A 15,452-nucleotide genomic window follows, 5' to 3' on the forward strand; every position below is an offset into this window, starting at 1 on the left:
GTCAGTGTAACGGGAAGTACCGGAGCGACAGGTGATACGGGTGTAACGGGAGTCACTGGGGTTACCGGCGTCACCGGTGCCACGGGTGTTAGTGTCACTGGTGCAACAGGGGCCACCGGAGTAACGGGATTAACGGGTGCAACCGGAATAACTGGAAGCACCGGGGTTACAGGAATAACAGGTGCCACAGGAGTCGGTGTCACTGGATCAACAGGAGCTACCGGAATCACGGGTGCAACGGGCGTTGCAATTGGAATCACCGGAGCCACGGGTGTGACGGGAATTACAGGGACTACGGGAGCAAGCGGAACAACTGGGGTTACCGGGGCAACAGGGGTTAGTGTAACCGGAGGTACGGGCGCAACTGGAGTTACTGGAGCAAGCGGGGCAACAGGAGCAACCGGAGCAACAGGAGCCAGTGTAACTGGAAGCACAGGATCGACAGGAGTTACTGGAGCTACTGGAGCAACGGGTGCCACTGGAGTGAGCGTCACAGGAGCAACAGGCGTGACAGGAGTCACCGGGGGTACAGGTGCAACGGGTGCAACCGGAGCCACAGGAACTTCTGTAACATCTAACTCGGCTTACGGTGAGAACACAAGTGGAACCATCGTTGTTATTTTGGGTGGAACACTAATTCCACTGCCGAATAACCAAAATATTGGCACTGGCATAACCATTAATGGAACGAATGACACCTTCACTCTTGCCAATGCAGGGCGTTACTATATCTCTTACAAAATAAATCTTACAGCTGCACTTGCTATTCAATCCCGTATTTTACTTAACGGAACAGCAATTCCGGCGAGTGTAGTTTCACCATTACTTTCCCTCAGTCAGTTGCAGTCTGACTTTATTGTGACGGTAACTGCTGGATCAACAATCCAGTTCCAATTATTTGGGCTTGTTGGTACAGCTGTCCTCTCTCCACCAGGCGCTACATTAAACATTATTCAATTAGCTTAATGCATGAATTACGCTAGTCAAAAGGAATTTTGGGTTTATAAAAAGAGACGAACCTGATAAAGGTTCGCCTCTTTTTGTCTTATAATTGATTAGTCCGTCAGTTAATTCAATACGATTTCAACGGCTGTATTGATTTCCTGAAGAGCTGCAAGCTGTACAAGCACATCTTTTGGAACTTCCTTATCTACAGTCAGAATCATGATAGCTGCCCCACCAATGATTTTACGTCCGACCTGCATGGAGGCGATGTTAACTTCGTTTTCTCCAAGCAAAGTTCCAACACGTCCGATAATACCCGGTTTATCATTATGCGAAATCAGAATTTGGTGACTTTCTGGAGCGATATCCACTGGGAATTTGTCCAGACGCACGATCCGCTCTCCATAACCTGCAAGCAGTGTGCCCGCAACACGACGCTCCTCGGCATCCTGAGTCGTCACGAGTGTGACGGTAATCAGATTTGTAAATCCTTTAGTGGCCGATGTTTGGCTAACCACTACGTTGAGATCCCGCACTTTAGCTAAATGCATGGAGTTGACAATATTGGCTTCTCCGCCTAAATGTCTTGCCAGAATACCTTTTACAATGTAACGAGTCAAAGGAGAAGTATCCACTTCCGACAGATCTCCAGCGTAGTCGATCCGAATTTCCTGAACCGCATTTTGAGTGATCTGAGCTGCAAAGCTACCCAGTGTTTCACCCAGTTTAAAGTACGGCTGCAGTTTGTTCATTACAGTTGGGGCTACTGCAGGCATGTTAACTGCGTTTTTGAACGGTTCATTGCGCAGAATATGCAGGACTTGCTCGGATACGTCAATCGCTACATTTTCTTGTGCTTCTACTGTCGATGCACCAAGATGAGGCGTCACAATAATGCTAGGATGATTCAGGAATGGGTGATCAGCAGCCGGTGGTTCGCTCTCGAATACGTCGAATGCTGCACCAGCAACGATACCTTCATCAATTGCTTCTACAAGTGCCATTTCATCAACGACTCCGCCACGGGCACAATTGATAATACGCATACCTTTTTTCATCACTTCGAATTGTGGACGGGAGATCATATGGCGTGTCTCAGGTGTTAATGGTGTGTGAACGGTCATGAAGTCGGCATTGCGAATGATGTCATCCACACTAGCCAGCTTAACCTGAAGTTTCTCTGCGCGATCTTGAGTGAGGAACGGGTCATAAGCTAGAATATCCATTCCGAATGCTTTGGCACGTTTAGCTACTTCGCTACCGATCCGTCCCATACCGAGCACACCCAGCGTTTTATTTCTTAACTCCACACCAAGGAAGGTTTTACGATCCCAAGTACCTTGAATGGTTTTGGCATATGCCTGAGGAATATGTCGTGCCAGTGCCATCATCATGGCAAATGTATGCTCACATGTCGTAATCGTGTTACCGTCAGGGGCGTTAATAACAATGATACCGCGTTGGGTAGCAGCTTCCAAATCAATGTTATCTACACCTACGCCAGCACGTCCGATGACTTTAAGGTTTGTACCTGCTGTCATAATACGATCCGTTACACGAGTCTGACTTCGAACTAGAAGGGCATCATAATCGCCGATAATTGCAACAAGCTCATCTTCGCTAAGACCTGTTTTCTTCTCAACTACAACATCATTTGCATCCACCAGTTGCTGGATTCCCAGATCACTAATGGGGTCCGACACTAACACTTTGTACATGGTTTCTTCCTCCTTAGGTATGTGTATCTATATCGTCAAGGTCTCACCTCACGAAAAGAGGCATTCCTTAAAACCATTGAAACTCTTCCTTCCAACAACGCGGTGTCGCAGCAGAGGAGGAGGGTGTAGCAAATAGGGCGATTCCCACGTCTGTACTCTAAAATAAATCAAAAAACTCTCAATCCACATACTGCTTGCGCAATAAGGGACGAGAGTTGTCGTGGTACCACCCTAATTCACCGCCGTTTCGCAACGACAGTCTTAGCGGTCAATGAAGACCGAAGAGGATAACGGGTCTAAACCGATTGCACCTACTCCAATTTCAATGCAATAACTCAGGAGCGCTCAAGATCATCTGCCTGCCACCGATTTACACCATCCATCGGCTCTCTGTAAGACAAAGCAACGTCTTTTTTCCATCATCGTGTTTAACGTGACTAATTTTTTCATAATGTATCATGGCTGACATGAGCATGTCAATAGGCTTAAATGTTTTAATTCGATTTACTAATGTGATTTTCTTCAGTTGAGGAGAAGGCGTATAGATATAAAAAATTGACTTCCTTGATCGTTCGAAATAGCTCGATTACAAGCTGTTTTGTGAATCGGATTTTAACACATTAATGAACTAATTCAATGGATATGGCTGCGCTGAAAAACCGGGACTTGGGGCAGGCCTTGAACCTATTTGGTTTTTTGGCTATCATTTAGTATACTATCCGATTGGACAACGAATTTGTTATCCATCAAATATAAGTCAAGAGGACAGACACAGGCGATGAAAAAATTAAAGTTTCCCAAGTTCAAGATTCAGAAGGCTGAACCACAGCAGCTTACCGAGCGTTTGCTTCTGATCAATCTATACTTTACACAAGGGTTAACTTTGATCATTGGGGTTGTATGGATTTTATTGCAGAAGAGAAATCTTTTTGATGTACTTGCGTGGCCTGATAGTTACCAGTTTATTTGGTGGGGGCTTGGTCTTGCTGGCATTATGCTTGTTATGGACTTGGTTCTTTCTTATGTTATTCCTCAAGAAAGCATGGATGATGGCGGCATTAACGAGTTGCTGTTTCGCAAGCGTCCAATCTGGCACATTGTATGCATAGCAGCCATCGTTGCTGTTTGTGAAGAATTGTTATTTCGTGGAGCCATACAACATGCGTTAGGTCCTTACTGGACAAGTATTTTATTTGCGGTTATCCATATACGCTATTTGCGGCACTGGATTCCAACTGGTTGGGTATTTGTTTCGAGCTATGGATTGGGTTGGATTTATATGCAATCCGGCACATTATGGGCGCCTATACTTTGTCATTTTATTATTGATTTGGTGTCTGGATTAGCGATACGTTTTCGGAGGGGATCATGAATCAGCAATTAAGTAGAATGAAGACATACGGCAGTCAGCGCCATCGTCACTCGGATAAGACAGAGACATCTGAGCGGCCTGAAGCTTCTCAAGTAAATCTGGTTGTTGAACCAGCTGCTGCCTCAGAGGTGGGAGGACTCACACCCATTACCTCGGTCTCCATACCAAGATCACAACGCAAGTCTTATACATCATCACTGGAAAGTCCGGTACTTCCCCGGCGGGCACCAGCACGTGCCAACAAAGCAGAAAAGCCATCAGAAGAAGAATCCGTTTCCGAAGCGGGAACACTTCCTACGCGGACTGAGCTTCATCCATCTCGCCGTTTACGTCTCAGTAAGCGATTTGTTAACTCGCTCATATTTATATTTGTTTTGCTCACAATTAGTCTGGTTTGGTGGGGGATAAAAGGAGCGCCTTCTTTGGATACTTTCCTTCCATGGCCATGGTAATACTGGCATGGTTCGTTGCCGTTATTTTGGCCGGGATTGCCTTGCTGGTTCATATGTGGCGTGAGGCGCATCTTCATCACATCGTTTCAGAAGAGGTTGAAGTTCCGAATTTGCCCTCTTCTTTTGATGGCAGCAAAATCCTGTATTTATCTGATATCCATAAACGCAAGCTGAAAAAGAATGATCTGGAACATCTTCGCAATCAGGTGGACTGGGTTATTATTGGGGGAGATGTGGCGGAAAAAGGAATTTCATGGCCCATTGTCAGACATAATATGAGCTTGTTGTCTTATATTGCCCCTGTTTTTACAGTCTATGGGAACCATGATAAAAGAGCAGGAACTGTGCATCTCGAACGTATATTCCGAGATACGGGCGTTCAACTCTTACAGGATTCTACCACTTACCTTCGTAAAGGCAGAAGCAAACTGTGTCTGGTCGGAGTTGATTATCGTTCACAGCGAGGGGATTCGCTGCTTGCAGAATTGGACTCCAAAGAATGCAAGATTGCCATCGTGCACGATCCCCTAGAGGCTCTTCACTTGAATGGACCTGTTGATCTGATATTGAGTGGTCACACTCACGGTGGACAATTAGTATTTCCGGTCTTTGGCCCCGTCTTTCTTAACAAAGCGTACCGCTCTGTGTCTAGCGGGTGGTTCTCTTTGAAAAAGGATGGTAATGATACCGAGCAAGAAGGTAAAATGCTGGTTAGCAAAGGATACGGAACAAATCATTTGCCATTCAGACTTTGTTGTCCCGCAGAAATGCATATCATTACTTTGCGAATGCTCTCAAACAAACAGCCTTGATCCGCATAGGACCAAGGCTGTTTGTTATAACTTTGTAAGTTCCTTCATGTCAATTCCAACTCATCAATTATTGATATTAAGCCGAATGCCGGGCAAATAATCGAAGCTCAGCGGGCTTCCAGTTCAATGGAGCGAGGATCGACAAAAGTGTAACCTTTCTGTTCAAGTTTGGTTAACAACTCATCCAACGCTTCAACTGTCCATGGCAACTCATGCATCAAAATATTACTGCCTGGATTTAATTGATCCAGCACATTCTGGATGACTTTATCCGGTTTATTTTTGGTACTCTTATCCCAATCCAGTGAGCCATTGGACCATGTCATATATAACATGCCGTTTTTCTTGACTGTGGCCTTTAATGCATCATTTCCAGAACCGAACGGCGGACGGAAGAACTGGGGTTCCACGCCAATCGTTTCTTTCACAATCTTTTGCACATCGGTGACTTGTTTGGAAGCTGCCGTAGTGGACATTTTTTTCAGATCCTCATGGTCCCACGCATGATTTCCTATTACCTGTCCACGTTCATGGATGATCTCGAGCAACTCGGGATGACTTTTCACTCGGTATCCGTTAACAAAAAATATCGCTTTCGCGTCATGTTTATCTAAGGTGTCGATTAATCCGTTTATCATTTTTTCTTCTTTGGGCCCATCATCAAATGTTAACAATACAACCTTGCTTTCGTTCGTTTTATCGTTGGGTTTGATGTAGTAATTGGCATTCATATGATACGTTTTTTCAATATTAACTTCGGCTGCTTGTGTACCGAGAGCGTTATCAGTTTCTTCTTTTTCTGTCGAAGATGTTTCGTCATCACTTGGTGATTCTTGATCCGAATTCGAGTCCGTTGAGGACGGAGAATCCGTGGTTTGCTTTTCGCTTGTCCCAGTGGAAGTTGGCTCGTTCTGCTGCTCCTGCGTTGAAGTAACCGATTCATTGCTGGACTTCGTGGATTCAGGTGTTGTTTCGACCTTGGTTCCACAAGCTGACAACAGCATGCATGCGATCATAATTAAGGCAGTGGTGTGTCTAATCATGCTTTCAACTCGCTTTCCTGTATTTATGCGGAATGAGATGAGGCACTCCCGCAAACACTAGTTGTGATTTTAACATTAAAAGGAGGTTGGTGTAATGAAGGCGTCATCCTTTTTCTGGGGTGTTGTAATTGGCGTAGCAGCCAGTTCTTGGCTGTCCAAAGGTAAAATGTCAATGCTGTCTTCCGGTTCATCCCGCAACATGATGAATCAGGCCAAACACAAAATGATGGAGATGACGTTCCCAGGCATGGACGGATTCAGCTCCAAGCCAAACGAACAGAGCGGAGATTCCCACAAAAGCACGCATAAAAAAAGTGCAAAGCCGATCACTCCGCAGGAAAAAGAAGAGAACATGAACATGCTCAAAGATTTTATTCGCACCAATCCGGATGTTAAACATGAAGTTGAGCAAATTTTAACTCAAACAAACACAACAGTACCGGGTTTATAAACACAAACCTCCCATTAGAATCATCCACAGTCCTGTTTTGATGTGGAATGATTCTTTTTTTGTCGATTTTACTTCGTGCATTTGCAGGTATAAAATGATAACATAACTACATAGATTTATTTTCAGCACATATTGTTTTGTGCTTCATAATCTGTTATAAGACTTGCTTATAAAGGGGAGATCCTGTATGAAAATAGAACGATTAAGTCACGATAAGATACGGATTTTCCTGACCTTTGACGATCTGAGCGAGCGCGGAATACAAAAAGATGATATGTGGCAGGAAATACCTAAAGTTCATGAACTGTTCACTGAAATGATGGACCAGGCCTATTCCGAACTTGGATTTGATGCTACAGGTCCACTTGCTGTCGAAGTATTCGCACTTCCCGCTCAAGGGATGGTTGTCATTGTCACCCGGGGGAAATATGATCCGCAACAATATGGTTCAGGTAATGAGGATGATTTGCCTGAAGAAGTATATGAGATGGAAGTTACACTTGAGCAAAGCGATTCCATCGTCTATGCATTCAAAGATTTTGAAGTGCTGATTGAGGCTGCACATATGTTGCATCAGCACGTAACGGATGCTGGAAGACTTTATTCCTATAAAGACAAATGGTTTTTGCATTTTGAACCGGATGACTTGGATTCGACCAAACATGCAGCATTGATTGCATTGCTTGCTGAATTCGGTGAAGGATCTTCCGTTACCCCTGCCGTCATGGAAGAGTACGGAAAGGTTGTTATGCCTGAACAAGCGGTTGAGGTTATTTGCACCCACTTCAAGCGTCAGGAGTAAGCTCTAGTTGTAATCGCGTCTTTAGTCAGAGGAGGGAATTTCGGTGCTTTTGTTTTCGGTTCTAGCGGCAGCAGTAGCTCCGGGTCTCGCCTTGTTAACATACTTTTATCTGAAAGACCGTTATGACTCTGAACCTCTTCACATGGTATTTCGAGTCTTTCTCATGGGGATTCTGATGGTACTGCCTGTGATGATTATTCAGCGTGGCATGATGATCTGGCTTGGAGATAATCCTTATGTTGAATCCATCCTGATTTCAGGTGGGGTTGAAGAGTTCGTCAAATGGTTTGTGATTTACCATATTATTTATAACCATACCGAATTTGACGAGCCTTATGATGGGATTCTATACTCCGTTGCTGTTTCACTCGGATTTGCTACAGTTGAGAATGTGTTGTATGCCTTTGCGGGGAATGCTTCCGTCTCAGCTATGTTCATTCGTGCATTGCTTCCTGTATCGGGTCACGCCATGTTTGCAGTAATTATGGGTTATTACATGGGGCGGGCCAAATTCTCGGATGGCAAGAAAAAACGTTGGTTTCTTATGCTCTCACTGGTTTTACCGTTCTTCTGGCATGCGCTTTATGATGTCATTATGAATACCATGGTGAATCATTGGTTATGGTTCATTGCGCCATTGATGGCGGGATTATGGTACGGTGCGATGGGCAAGATTACAAGGGCCAACAATCGTTCTCCTTTTCGTTTTGTGAAGCGTGAGGAAGAGATTAAATTATAAAAATACGGACACACTGGTGGACATGGAGCGCAACCTGCGCCTGATGCCCCGGTGTGTTTTTTGTTGCAATAAAATAAAAATTCCCGGGGAAGACCAATAGAAACGGGGATAAGCGTGATGAGAATCAAAATTAAAATTAGATGCAAGCAATGTGGAGAACGTTTTACGCTGCGAGGTAAGAAAGAACGAGGAAGAATTGAGACCGGTTTTAAACAGTGTTTGTGTGATAATCGAGATCAGTTTGAAATTGAGGAAGATGGCGGCACAACCTGGGTACAATTGAATTAAATAGAACGTTTGAGACCATGCGTGATAAGCCCGTCATTGGACAGACTGGAAATCGCATGCATAAGAGGTCTTTCTTCGATCCACAATAGAGGTAGTGGCTTAGAAGAAAGGAGACTCTACCGATGTATAAACGTTTAAGTTCAGTTATGTTTCCGATATTTGCAGTTCTGTTAATCGGTGCTCTCGTATGGGGTTACCAAGAGAACCAGGAGAAAAATGCCATTCTGATCAAGGCAGAGAATCAATATCAGCGTGCTTTTCACGATTTATCTTTTCATATGGACAAATTGCACTCGGAGATTGGGAATACGCTGGCAGTCCATGCTACGTCCCAAGGGATGCATCGTAAAGGTCTGATGAACGTATGGCGACTTACCAGTGAAGCCCAGAATGAGATTAATCAATTGCCGCTTACAATGCTGCCATTCAGTGAAACGGAGGAGTTTCTCTCCCGCATCTCCAACTTTGCTTATCAGGCGTCCATGCGTGATCTGACCAATGAACCATTAAGTGAAAAAGAAATGGGCAACTTGAAAAAACTGTATGCGAATTCATCCGAGATCACTAAAAATCTGCAGGATGTACAGCAGAAAGTCATTTCTGACCGTTTACGCTGGATGGATGCCGAGTCGGCTATGGCAACGGAAGAGCAAACGATGGACAACACCATCGTGGATGGATTCCGGACAGTCAACAAAAAGGTACAGGAGTATCCTGAACTTGACTGGGGTCCTTCAGTCTCCAGCATTTATGCCAAACGTTCGGTGAAGAAGCTGGATGGCTTACCGATGACCAAAGAGCAGATCCAAACTAAAGCTGCAAAGTTTTCCGATGCAGAACACGGTAAGATTCAAATACAGGAAAATGGTAAAGGTACAGATTGGGAATCGTATACAGCCACGATTGATCAGTCCAAAGACAGTAAATTAAGTATGGACTTCACACGTAATGGCGGTCTGCTCATCTCTTACAGTGATACTCGCCCAATCGGGACGAAGAAAGTAACACGTAAAGAAGCTATGTCAAAAGCAGATCATTTCCTTTCCAATAAGGGTTACAAAGATATGAAGGCAGTCAATTATGACGAGTTTGGTAACCTCGGTAACCTGACCTATGTGCGCAAACAAGGCGATACACTGATTTATCCAGAAAAAATGTCTGTTCGGGTTGGCCTTGATAATGGGAATGTTACCGGCTTCCAGGCAAGTGATTTTGTATATGAGCATCAGAAAAAGCGGGAGATTCCAAAAGCCACACTCACGGTTGAACAGGCCCGCAAAAAACTGAATCCGGAATTCAAGGAGAGCTATGCTCGCAAATCACTCATTAAGAATGATTACAGCAAAGAAGTTCTGTGTTACGAATTCGGTGGACGCATCAATGGTGCAAAATATAAAATTTACATCAACGCTGATACAGGTATGGAAGAAGCCGTTGAGGAGATCAAACCGGTGAATGAGACCACATAACATCAAGAAGCCGGCAGCCTGTTAGAATGTAAATAGATTATGGAACAGACCACGTAGTGGTCTGTTTTTTTGTTGTCCACTATGAGAAAGGTCATGGTATAATAGTCCTTGTACATACGATACGAAGATAAAAAGCTAAGGTGGCGGTGAACAGCTTGTTTCCCAAAATAAATGAAGTTTTATACATCCAGATTGCCTCTGCAGATGAAAAAGAGGAAAGCAAAGAATATAAATCACGCATAGCGGATGTGGATGAAAATAGTTTTCTGATCGAAGTCCCGATGCAACAGGGAAGCAGTCGGTTGAAAAGGTTGTTTTTTGGTGAGGAATTGTCCATTTCTTATATTACGGAAGACGGGGTTCGTCATTATTTCAACACGTATGTGACTGGATTTGAAGAAGATGTAGTTCGGCTTGTACGAATTCGCAAGCCCTTGCCGGACGATATCACCAAAATCCAGCGTCGCAGTTTTCTGCGTGTTCATGCAAATCTTGAAATGGCCATTCAGGGTGAAGATCTTACCCGAGCCGTGGGCTTGACTGAAGATATTGGCGGCGGGGGATTGTCCATTTATGGGGAACCCAGTTTTGCTATTGCGGAAGGACAAAAGCTGAAATGCTGGTTGCTTATTCCTTATCGGAATGCAGCGATTGAACATGCGAACTTTGAAGCTGAAGTGGTACGGATCAAAACACTGGAAACAGGCAGACAGCTATGCATGTTAAAGTTTGTGCAGATTACAGATTCGGAACGACAAAAGATCATCAAGTTTTGTTTTGAACGGCAATTAGATTACCGAACGAAATAGAGATGGTGATTGTCTGTAATAGAAAGTGACAATGGTGGGCAATGTAATGGAAAAACGGAGGTTCAGCTTGTGAACAATCGCCATGCATCCCGCAGATACGAGCGCCTATATTATGTTTTATCCAAGCGAATGGAAAGAAGGGCTTTGAAGCTGATTACAGCTCTTCTTGTTCTGCTTGTGATCTATCAGCTATTACTTCTTGTGCCTGATATGAAAAAGAATATGACCTCCATTGATCGTCTGGAAGGAACACCAATTCAGATGCAAACGGTACACGATCAATAGCATCACTGATTTGTCTGTTTTTGCATCCATGTGTATAGTGTGGTATAATTTTGACGATGCAGGCAATGCCTGTTTTTTTATTGAGGCTTATCGTTTGAGGAGGAATGCCCCGTTGGCAAGCCAGAACACATCAGAGAACGGGAAGATGAACGTTGCAATTGACGGACCTGCCGGTGCCGGGAAAAGCACGGTGGCCCGATTGGTTGCAGAGGCGCTCGCGTATATATACGTCGATACTGGCGCGATGTACCGTGCGGTAACCTTGCATATGCTTCGAAAAGGTATTTCACCGGAAGATGTGCCAGAGGTGCTTCAGGAAACCCAAAAGCTGGTCATTGATTTACAACCGGATCCCGACGGACAGAAAGTGTTCTGTAATGGGGAAGATGTAACCTCGGAAATCCGCTCCCGTGAAGTGACGGGAATCGTGTCCCGATATGCGCAAATCGAGGGGCTGCGTACGCAATTGGTGGATACACAGCGGCAAATGGCTTTGCGCAAGGGCGTCGTCATGGATGGACGCGATATCGGAACGACAGTATTGCCCGACGCGGAAGTGAAAATCTTCATGACTGCCAGTGTGGAAGAGCGTGCACTTCGCCGCTTCAAAGAACTGGACCCCTCAGAAGGACTGACGTTGCAGCAACTTGAGCGAGACATTGCCACCCGTGACAAATTGGATGAAAGTCGGGAAATATCCCCGCTTCGTTGTGCTGAGGACGCTACAGTGCTCGATACAACCGAGATGAGCATCCATGAAGTGGTTGACAAAATCGTGTCTTATTGCACAATGGTCAGAGGAGAGATCGGTCTATGATTTACACATTTTGCAGCACATTACTGCGGATCATTTACACCATTCTTTTCCGCCTAGAGGCAGTTGGACGGGAGAACATCCCGAAAGAAGGCGGCGTACTTTTATGTTCCAATCATATCAGTAACTTTGATCCTCCAACGGTTGGTATCAAGATTCGTCGTCAGGTGCGCTTCATGGCCAAAAGCGAATTGTTTGATATTCCGGTCTTTGGCCGAATTATCAAAGCCGTAGGCGCTTTCCCTGTTAAACGTGGAGGCGTCAGCAAGGAATCCATCAAGACCTCACTCAACATTCTGCGTGGTGGTGAAGTGCTTGGCATTTTCCCTTCGGGAAGCCGACACAATGATGGAGGCATCGGCAAAAAAGGGGCAGCGAGCTTCGCTCTCCGAAGTGGTGCTACAGTTATTCCTACTGCTATTATCGGTAACTACAAGGTTTTTCGTAAGATGAAAGTAGTTTATGGAGCACCAGTGAATTTGGACGAGTTCAAGGAAGATCCTTCCGGCGATGCGCTGGAAAGAGCGACGGAGAAGATTATGTCCAAAATTAACGAAATGGTGCAAACAGGCGTGCCGAGCAAATAACGGCATCGTCAGACTGCTGAGTGCATGTTTCCATATTTTTGAGGGAAGCTAAGGATGTTCATTCAGCGATGAAAGTGTTTTGAACTCTGCTACAGGCAGGTTTGAATATAATGGGGTTTTTGAATTGAGGAGGGTATTTGACATGTCGGAAGAAATGAAAAATCAAGAAGCAACCCAAGATGAGTTGGATCAATTCGTTTCCTTGAAAAAAGGAGATACCGTAAAAGGAACCATCGTCAAATTGGAAGATAACCAAGCCTATGTGAGCATTGGATATAAATATGACGGTGTAATTCCAATTCGTGAACTGTCTTCCCTACACGTAGACAGCGCGTCTGATGCAGTTGAAGTTGGACAAGAAGTTGAAGCTAAAGTACTTAGCATCGACGACGAGAAAGAAAAACTCGTTTTGTCCAAACGTGCAATCGACAGCGAAAACGCTTGGGATCAATTGCAAAAGCATTTTGAAGACCAAGACGTATTCGAAGTTGTTGTAGGTGACGTTGTTAAAGGCGGTCTGGTAGCAGACGTGGGCGTTCGCGGATTTATCCCGGCTTCCATGGTAGAGCGCCATTTCGTTGAAGATTTCAGCGATTACAAAGGACGCACATTGCGTGTTAAAGTGAAAGAGATCGACCGTGAGAACAACAAAGTGATCCTTTCCCAAAAAGACGTACTGGAGCAAGAATTCGAAGCAAACAAAGCTACTGTTATGGCTGGTTTGCAAGAAGGTCAAGTGATCGAAGGTACGGTACAACGCTTGACTCAATTCGGTGCTTTCGTTGATGTAGGCGGAGTAGACGGATTGGTTCACGTATCTGAGCTCGCTTGGACACACGTTGACAAACCATCGGACGTTCTGTCTGAAGGCGATAAAGTAAACGTAAAAGTGCTGAAAGTTGATCCTGAAAAAGGTAAAATCAGCCTGAGCATGAAAGCTGTTCAACCAGGTCCTTGGGAAACAGCTGGCGACAAATTCAACTCTAGCGATATCGTAACAGGTGTTGTAAAACGTCTGGTTGACTTCGGTGCTTTTGTTGAAATCGCTCCTGGTGTTGAGGGACTTGTGCATATCTCGCAAATCTCCCACAAACATATTGGCACTCCGCACGAAGTATTGAAAGAAGGACAAGAAGTTCAAGTTAAAATCTTGGACATGAATCCTTCTGAGCAACGTGTAAGCCTGAGCATCAAGGAAACTGAAGAAGCTCCTGCTCAAGCGCCAAAATCAGAAAGACCTGCAAGAAACAATGCTCCACGTGAAGAAATCAACAACCCGAACGTTTCCTTGAGCAATCAAGGTCTGAGCATCACGCTCGGCGAGCGCTTCGGTGACAAACTCAGCAAATTCAAATAAGTTATAAATGCATGGTTCTTAGTTATATACTGCATATTTTGCTGAACAATAAAAGCAAGATCGGCGAGCCCCAGCGGGTTCGCCGATTGTTTTTATTGCGAGTATAACGGCATGAAACGTTAGCCAAGACAGGCGTTTTTTGCTATGATGAGTATCGTAAGTATGGACAGGAGGAGTGGAATGTATGGCAAGACCCGTTGTGGCAATTGTCGGGCGACCGAATGTGGGCAAATCCACCATTTTTAATCGGATCATCGGCGACAGATTGGCCATTGTGGAAGACAAGCCGGGCATTACCCGTGACCGTATCTACGGAATCGGCGAATGGAACGGTAAACCATTTAGCATTATCGATACAGGTGGTATCGAAATCGACGGCGAGGACGTCATTTTAAAATCAATCCGGATGCAGGCAGAGCTCGCCATTGAAGAAGCGGATGTTATTGTATTCATGTGTGATGCAAAAGCAGGGATTACGCAATCTGATGAAGAAGTCGCAGAGATGTTGTACCGCTCAGGTAAGCCTATCGTTGTAGCCGTTAACAAAGTGGATAATATCGGGCGCAGTGAGCTCATTTATGAGTTTTATGGATTTGGATTTGGTGATCCAATCGGAGTATCGGGAAGTCATGGTACAGGTGTAGGTGATTTGCTCGATGCCATCGTAGAGAAATTGCCTGAACTTGAGGAAGAGACTTACGATGACGATGTCATTCGTGTAGCTCTGATCGGACGTCCTAACGTGGGTAAATCTTCATTGGTGAATGCCATTTTGGGCGAGGAACGTGTTATTGTCAGTGATGTTGCTGGTACAACGCGGGATGCAATCGATACACCGTTTGAAAAAGACGGTCAGCGTTATGTGCTGATTGATACAGCAGGTATGCGTAAACGTGGTAAAGTTTATGAAACCACGGAGAAATACAGCGTAATGCGTGCGATGCGTGCCATTGAGCGTGCAGATGTTGTTCTGATTGTAATTAATGGCGAAGAAGGCATTATTGAGCAGGACAAGCATATTGCAGGTTATGCATTCGAAGCAGGTAAAGCTTCCATGTTTGTTGTGAACAAATGGGACGTTGTAGAGAAGTCTGATAAAACAATGAATGAGTTTGAGAAAAAAATTCGGGATCATTTCCTGTTTATGACTTACGCTCCGGTTGTATTTTTGTCAGCCAAGACAAAACAACGCTTACAAAAATTGTTGCCTGTTGTGCAACGTGTAGCACAGCAGCATACTATGCGTGTTCAGACGCATCTGCTTAACGATGTAGTATCTGATGCAGTGGCTATTAATCCGCCACCAACAGATAAAGGACGCAGAATGAGAATCAACTATGTGACTCAGGTTGCAGTTAAACCTCCGACCATGGTTATTTTTGTGAACGATCCTGAATTGATGCACTTTTCTTACGAACGTTACCTGGAGAATAAAATTCGTGCAGCGTTTGATTTTGAAGGGACGCCAATTCGCATATTTACTCGGAGGAAGTCCGACGAAGGTTAGGG

16 protein-coding genes and 1 other annotated feature are annotated in these 15,452 nt (G+C 44.7%); of the genes, 14 read left to right on the top strand and 2 right to left on the bottom strand.

What is annotated here, in order from left to right:
* A partial coding sequence (locus A6049_RS33375; protein ID WP_063566741.1) for a BclA C-terminal domain-containing protein occupies positions 1–966 on the top strand: 966 nt, incomplete at its 5' end.
* 101 nt (positions 967–1,067) lie between these two features.
* Here the strand turns inward: A6049_RS33375 and serA are convergent.
* Entirely contained in the window at positions 1,068–2,663 is a 1,596-nt protein-coding gene (gene serA, locus A6049_RS22160; protein ID WP_063566742.1) for a phosphoglycerate dehydrogenase, read from the bottom strand.
* 201 nt (positions 2,664–2,864) lie between these two features.
* Positions 2,865–3,095, bottom strand: a binding site (T-box leader).
* A gap of 346 nt (positions 3,096–3,441) precedes the next feature.
* On the opposite strand from serA, the gene A6049_RS22165 reads away from it, so the two are divergent.
* Genes A6049_RS22165 through A6049_RS22175 form a run of 3 tightly spaced genes read left to right on the top strand, consistent with a single transcriptional unit; the run spans position 3,442 to position 5,299 of the window.
* Positions 3,442–4,035, top strand: a complete 594-nt coding sequence (locus tag A6049_RS22165) for a CPBP family intramembrane glutamic endopeptidase (RefSeq protein ID WP_063566743.1) — start codon at positions 3,442–3,444, stop codon at positions 4,033–4,035.
* Positions 4,032–4,487, top strand: a complete 456-nt coding sequence (locus A6049_RS22170; RefSeq protein WP_063566744.1) for a hypothetical protein — start codon at positions 4,032–4,034, stop codon at positions 4,485–4,487. The genes A6049_RS22165 and A6049_RS22170 overlap by 4 nt, the downstream gene beginning before the upstream one ends.
* Entirely contained in the window at positions 4,475–5,299 is an 825-nt protein-coding gene (locus A6049_RS22175) for a metallophosphoesterase (RefSeq protein WP_090807405.1), read from the top strand. Before A6049_RS22170 ends, A6049_RS22175 begins: the two co-directional genes overlap by 13 nt.
* A 107-nt stretch (positions 5,300–5,406) precedes the next feature.
* On the opposite strand, the gene A6049_RS22180 is transcribed toward A6049_RS22175, so the two are convergent.
* Positions 5,407–6,342 carry a polysaccharide deacetylase family protein gene (locus A6049_RS22180; RefSeq protein WP_063566745.1) on the bottom strand — a complete coding sequence of 312 codons (936 nt, stop codon included), beginning with the start codon at positions 6,340–6,342 and terminating at the stop codon, positions 5,407–5,409.
* A 94-nt stretch (positions 6,343–6,436) separates the two neighbouring features.
* Between A6049_RS22180 and A6049_RS22185 the strand changes: the two genes are divergently transcribed.
* The 10 genes from A6049_RS22185 (at position 6,437) to der (ending at position 15,450) form a co-directional block, all read left to right on the top strand.
* On the top strand, positions 6,437–6,793 hold the full coding sequence (locus tag A6049_RS22185) for a hypothetical protein (RefSeq protein ID WP_053780665.1): 357 nt from the start codon (positions 6,437–6,439) through the stop codon (positions 6,791–6,793).
* 187 nt (positions 6,794–6,980) lie between these two features.
* The gene (locus A6049_RS22190; protein ID WP_063566746.1) at positions 6,981–7,595 is read left to right on the top strand and encodes a genetic competence negative regulator; all 615 of its coding nucleotides are present in this window, start codon (positions 6,981–6,983) and stop codon (positions 7,593–7,595) included.
* Positions 7,596–7,638: 43 nt separating this feature from the next.
* Complete coding sequence (gene prsW / locus A6049_RS22195) at positions 7,639–8,334, top strand: glutamic-type intramembrane protease PrsW (RefSeq protein WP_063566747.1); 696 nt, start codon at positions 7,639–7,641, stop codon at positions 8,332–8,334.
* A 410-nt stretch (positions 8,335–8,744) separates the two neighbouring features.
* On the top strand, positions 8,745–10,091 hold the full coding sequence (ypeB, locus tag A6049_RS22200; RefSeq protein WP_063566748.1) for a germination protein YpeB: 1,347 nt from the start codon (positions 8,745–8,747) through the stop codon (positions 10,089–10,091).
* A 155-nt stretch (positions 10,092–10,246) separates the two neighbouring features.
* Entirely contained in the window at positions 10,247–10,900 is a 654-nt protein-coding gene (locus A6049_RS22205) for a flagellar brake protein (RefSeq protein WP_063566749.1), read from the top strand.
* Between the two features lie 69 nt (positions 10,901–10,969).
* Positions 10,970–11,185, top strand: a complete 216-nt coding sequence (locus A6049_RS22210; RefSeq protein WP_063566750.1) for a hypothetical protein — start codon at positions 10,970–10,972, stop codon at positions 11,183–11,185.
* Positions 11,186–11,297: 112 nt separating this feature from the next.
* Entirely contained in the window at positions 11,298–12,002 is a 705-nt protein-coding gene (cmk, locus tag A6049_RS22215; RefSeq protein ID WP_063566751.1) for a (d)CMP kinase, read from the top strand.
* Positions 11,999–12,586 carry a lysophospholipid acyltransferase family protein gene (locus tag A6049_RS22220; protein ID WP_063566752.1) on the top strand — a complete coding sequence of 196 codons (588 nt, stop codon included), beginning with the start codon at positions 11,999–12,001 and terminating at the stop codon, positions 12,584–12,586. The genes cmk and A6049_RS22220 overlap by 4 nt, the downstream gene beginning before the upstream one ends.
* A 142-nt stretch (positions 12,587–12,728) precedes the next feature.
* Positions 12,729–13,943: a 30S ribosomal protein S1 gene (gene rpsA, locus A6049_RS22225; protein WP_063566753.1), complete on the top strand. Its 1,215-nt coding sequence runs from the start codon at positions 12,729–12,731 to the stop codon at positions 13,941–13,943.
* 184 nt (positions 13,944–14,127) lie between these two features.
* Positions 14,128–15,450 carry a ribosome biogenesis GTPase Der gene (gene der / locus A6049_RS22230; protein ID WP_063566754.1) on the top strand — a complete coding sequence of 441 codons (1,323 nt, stop codon included), beginning with the start codon at positions 14,128–14,130 and terminating at the stop codon, positions 15,448–15,450.
* Positions 15,451–15,452: the final 2 nt, after the last annotated feature.

Source organism: Paenibacillus sp. O199 (assembly GCF_001636635.1).
In the GTDB taxonomy this organism is placed as follows: Bacteria; Bacillota; Bacilli; order Paenibacillales; family Paenibacillaceae; genus Paenibacillus; species Paenibacillus marchantiae.

Coding starts and splice junctions, on each gene's coding strand:
- ypeB (WP_063566748.1), top strand. CDS start 8,745: ATGTATAAACGTTTAAGTTCAGTTATGTTTCCGATATTTGCAGTTCTG.
- A6049_RS22165 (WP_063566743.1), top strand. CDS start 3,442: ATGAAAAAATTAAAGTTTCCCAAGTTCAAGATTCAGAAGGCTGAACCA.
- der (WP_063566754.1), top strand. CDS start 14,128: ATGGCAAGACCCGTTGTGGCAATTGTCGGGCGACCGAATGTGGGCAAA.
- A6049_RS22170 (WP_063566744.1), top strand. CDS start 4,032: ATGAATCAGCAATTAAGTAGAATGAAGACATACGGCAGTCAGCGCCAT.
- A6049_RS22185 (WP_053780665.1), top strand. CDS start 6,437: ATGAAGGCGTCATCCTTTTTCTGGGGTGTTGTAATTGGCGTAGCAGCC.
- rpsA (WP_063566753.1), top strand. CDS start 12,729: ATGTCGGAAGAAATGAAAAATCAAGAAGCAACCCAAGATGAGTTGGAT.
- A6049_RS22220 (WP_063566752.1), top strand. CDS start 11,999: ATGATTTACACATTTTGCAGCACATTACTGCGGATCATTTACACCATT.
- serA (WP_063566742.1), bottom strand. CDS start 2,663: ATGTACAAAGTGTTAGTGTCGGACCCCATTAGTGATCTGGGAATCCAG.
- A6049_RS22175 (WP_090807405.1), top strand. CDS start 4,475: ATGGCCATGGTAATACTGGCATGGTTCGTTGCCGTTATTTTGGCCGGG.
- A6049_RS22190 (WP_063566746.1), top strand. CDS start 6,981: ATGAAAATAGAACGATTAAGTCACGATAAGATACGGATTTTCCTGACC.
- A6049_RS22180 (WP_063566745.1), bottom strand. CDS start 6,342: ATGATTAGACACACCACTGCCTTAATTATGATCGCATGCATGCTGTTG.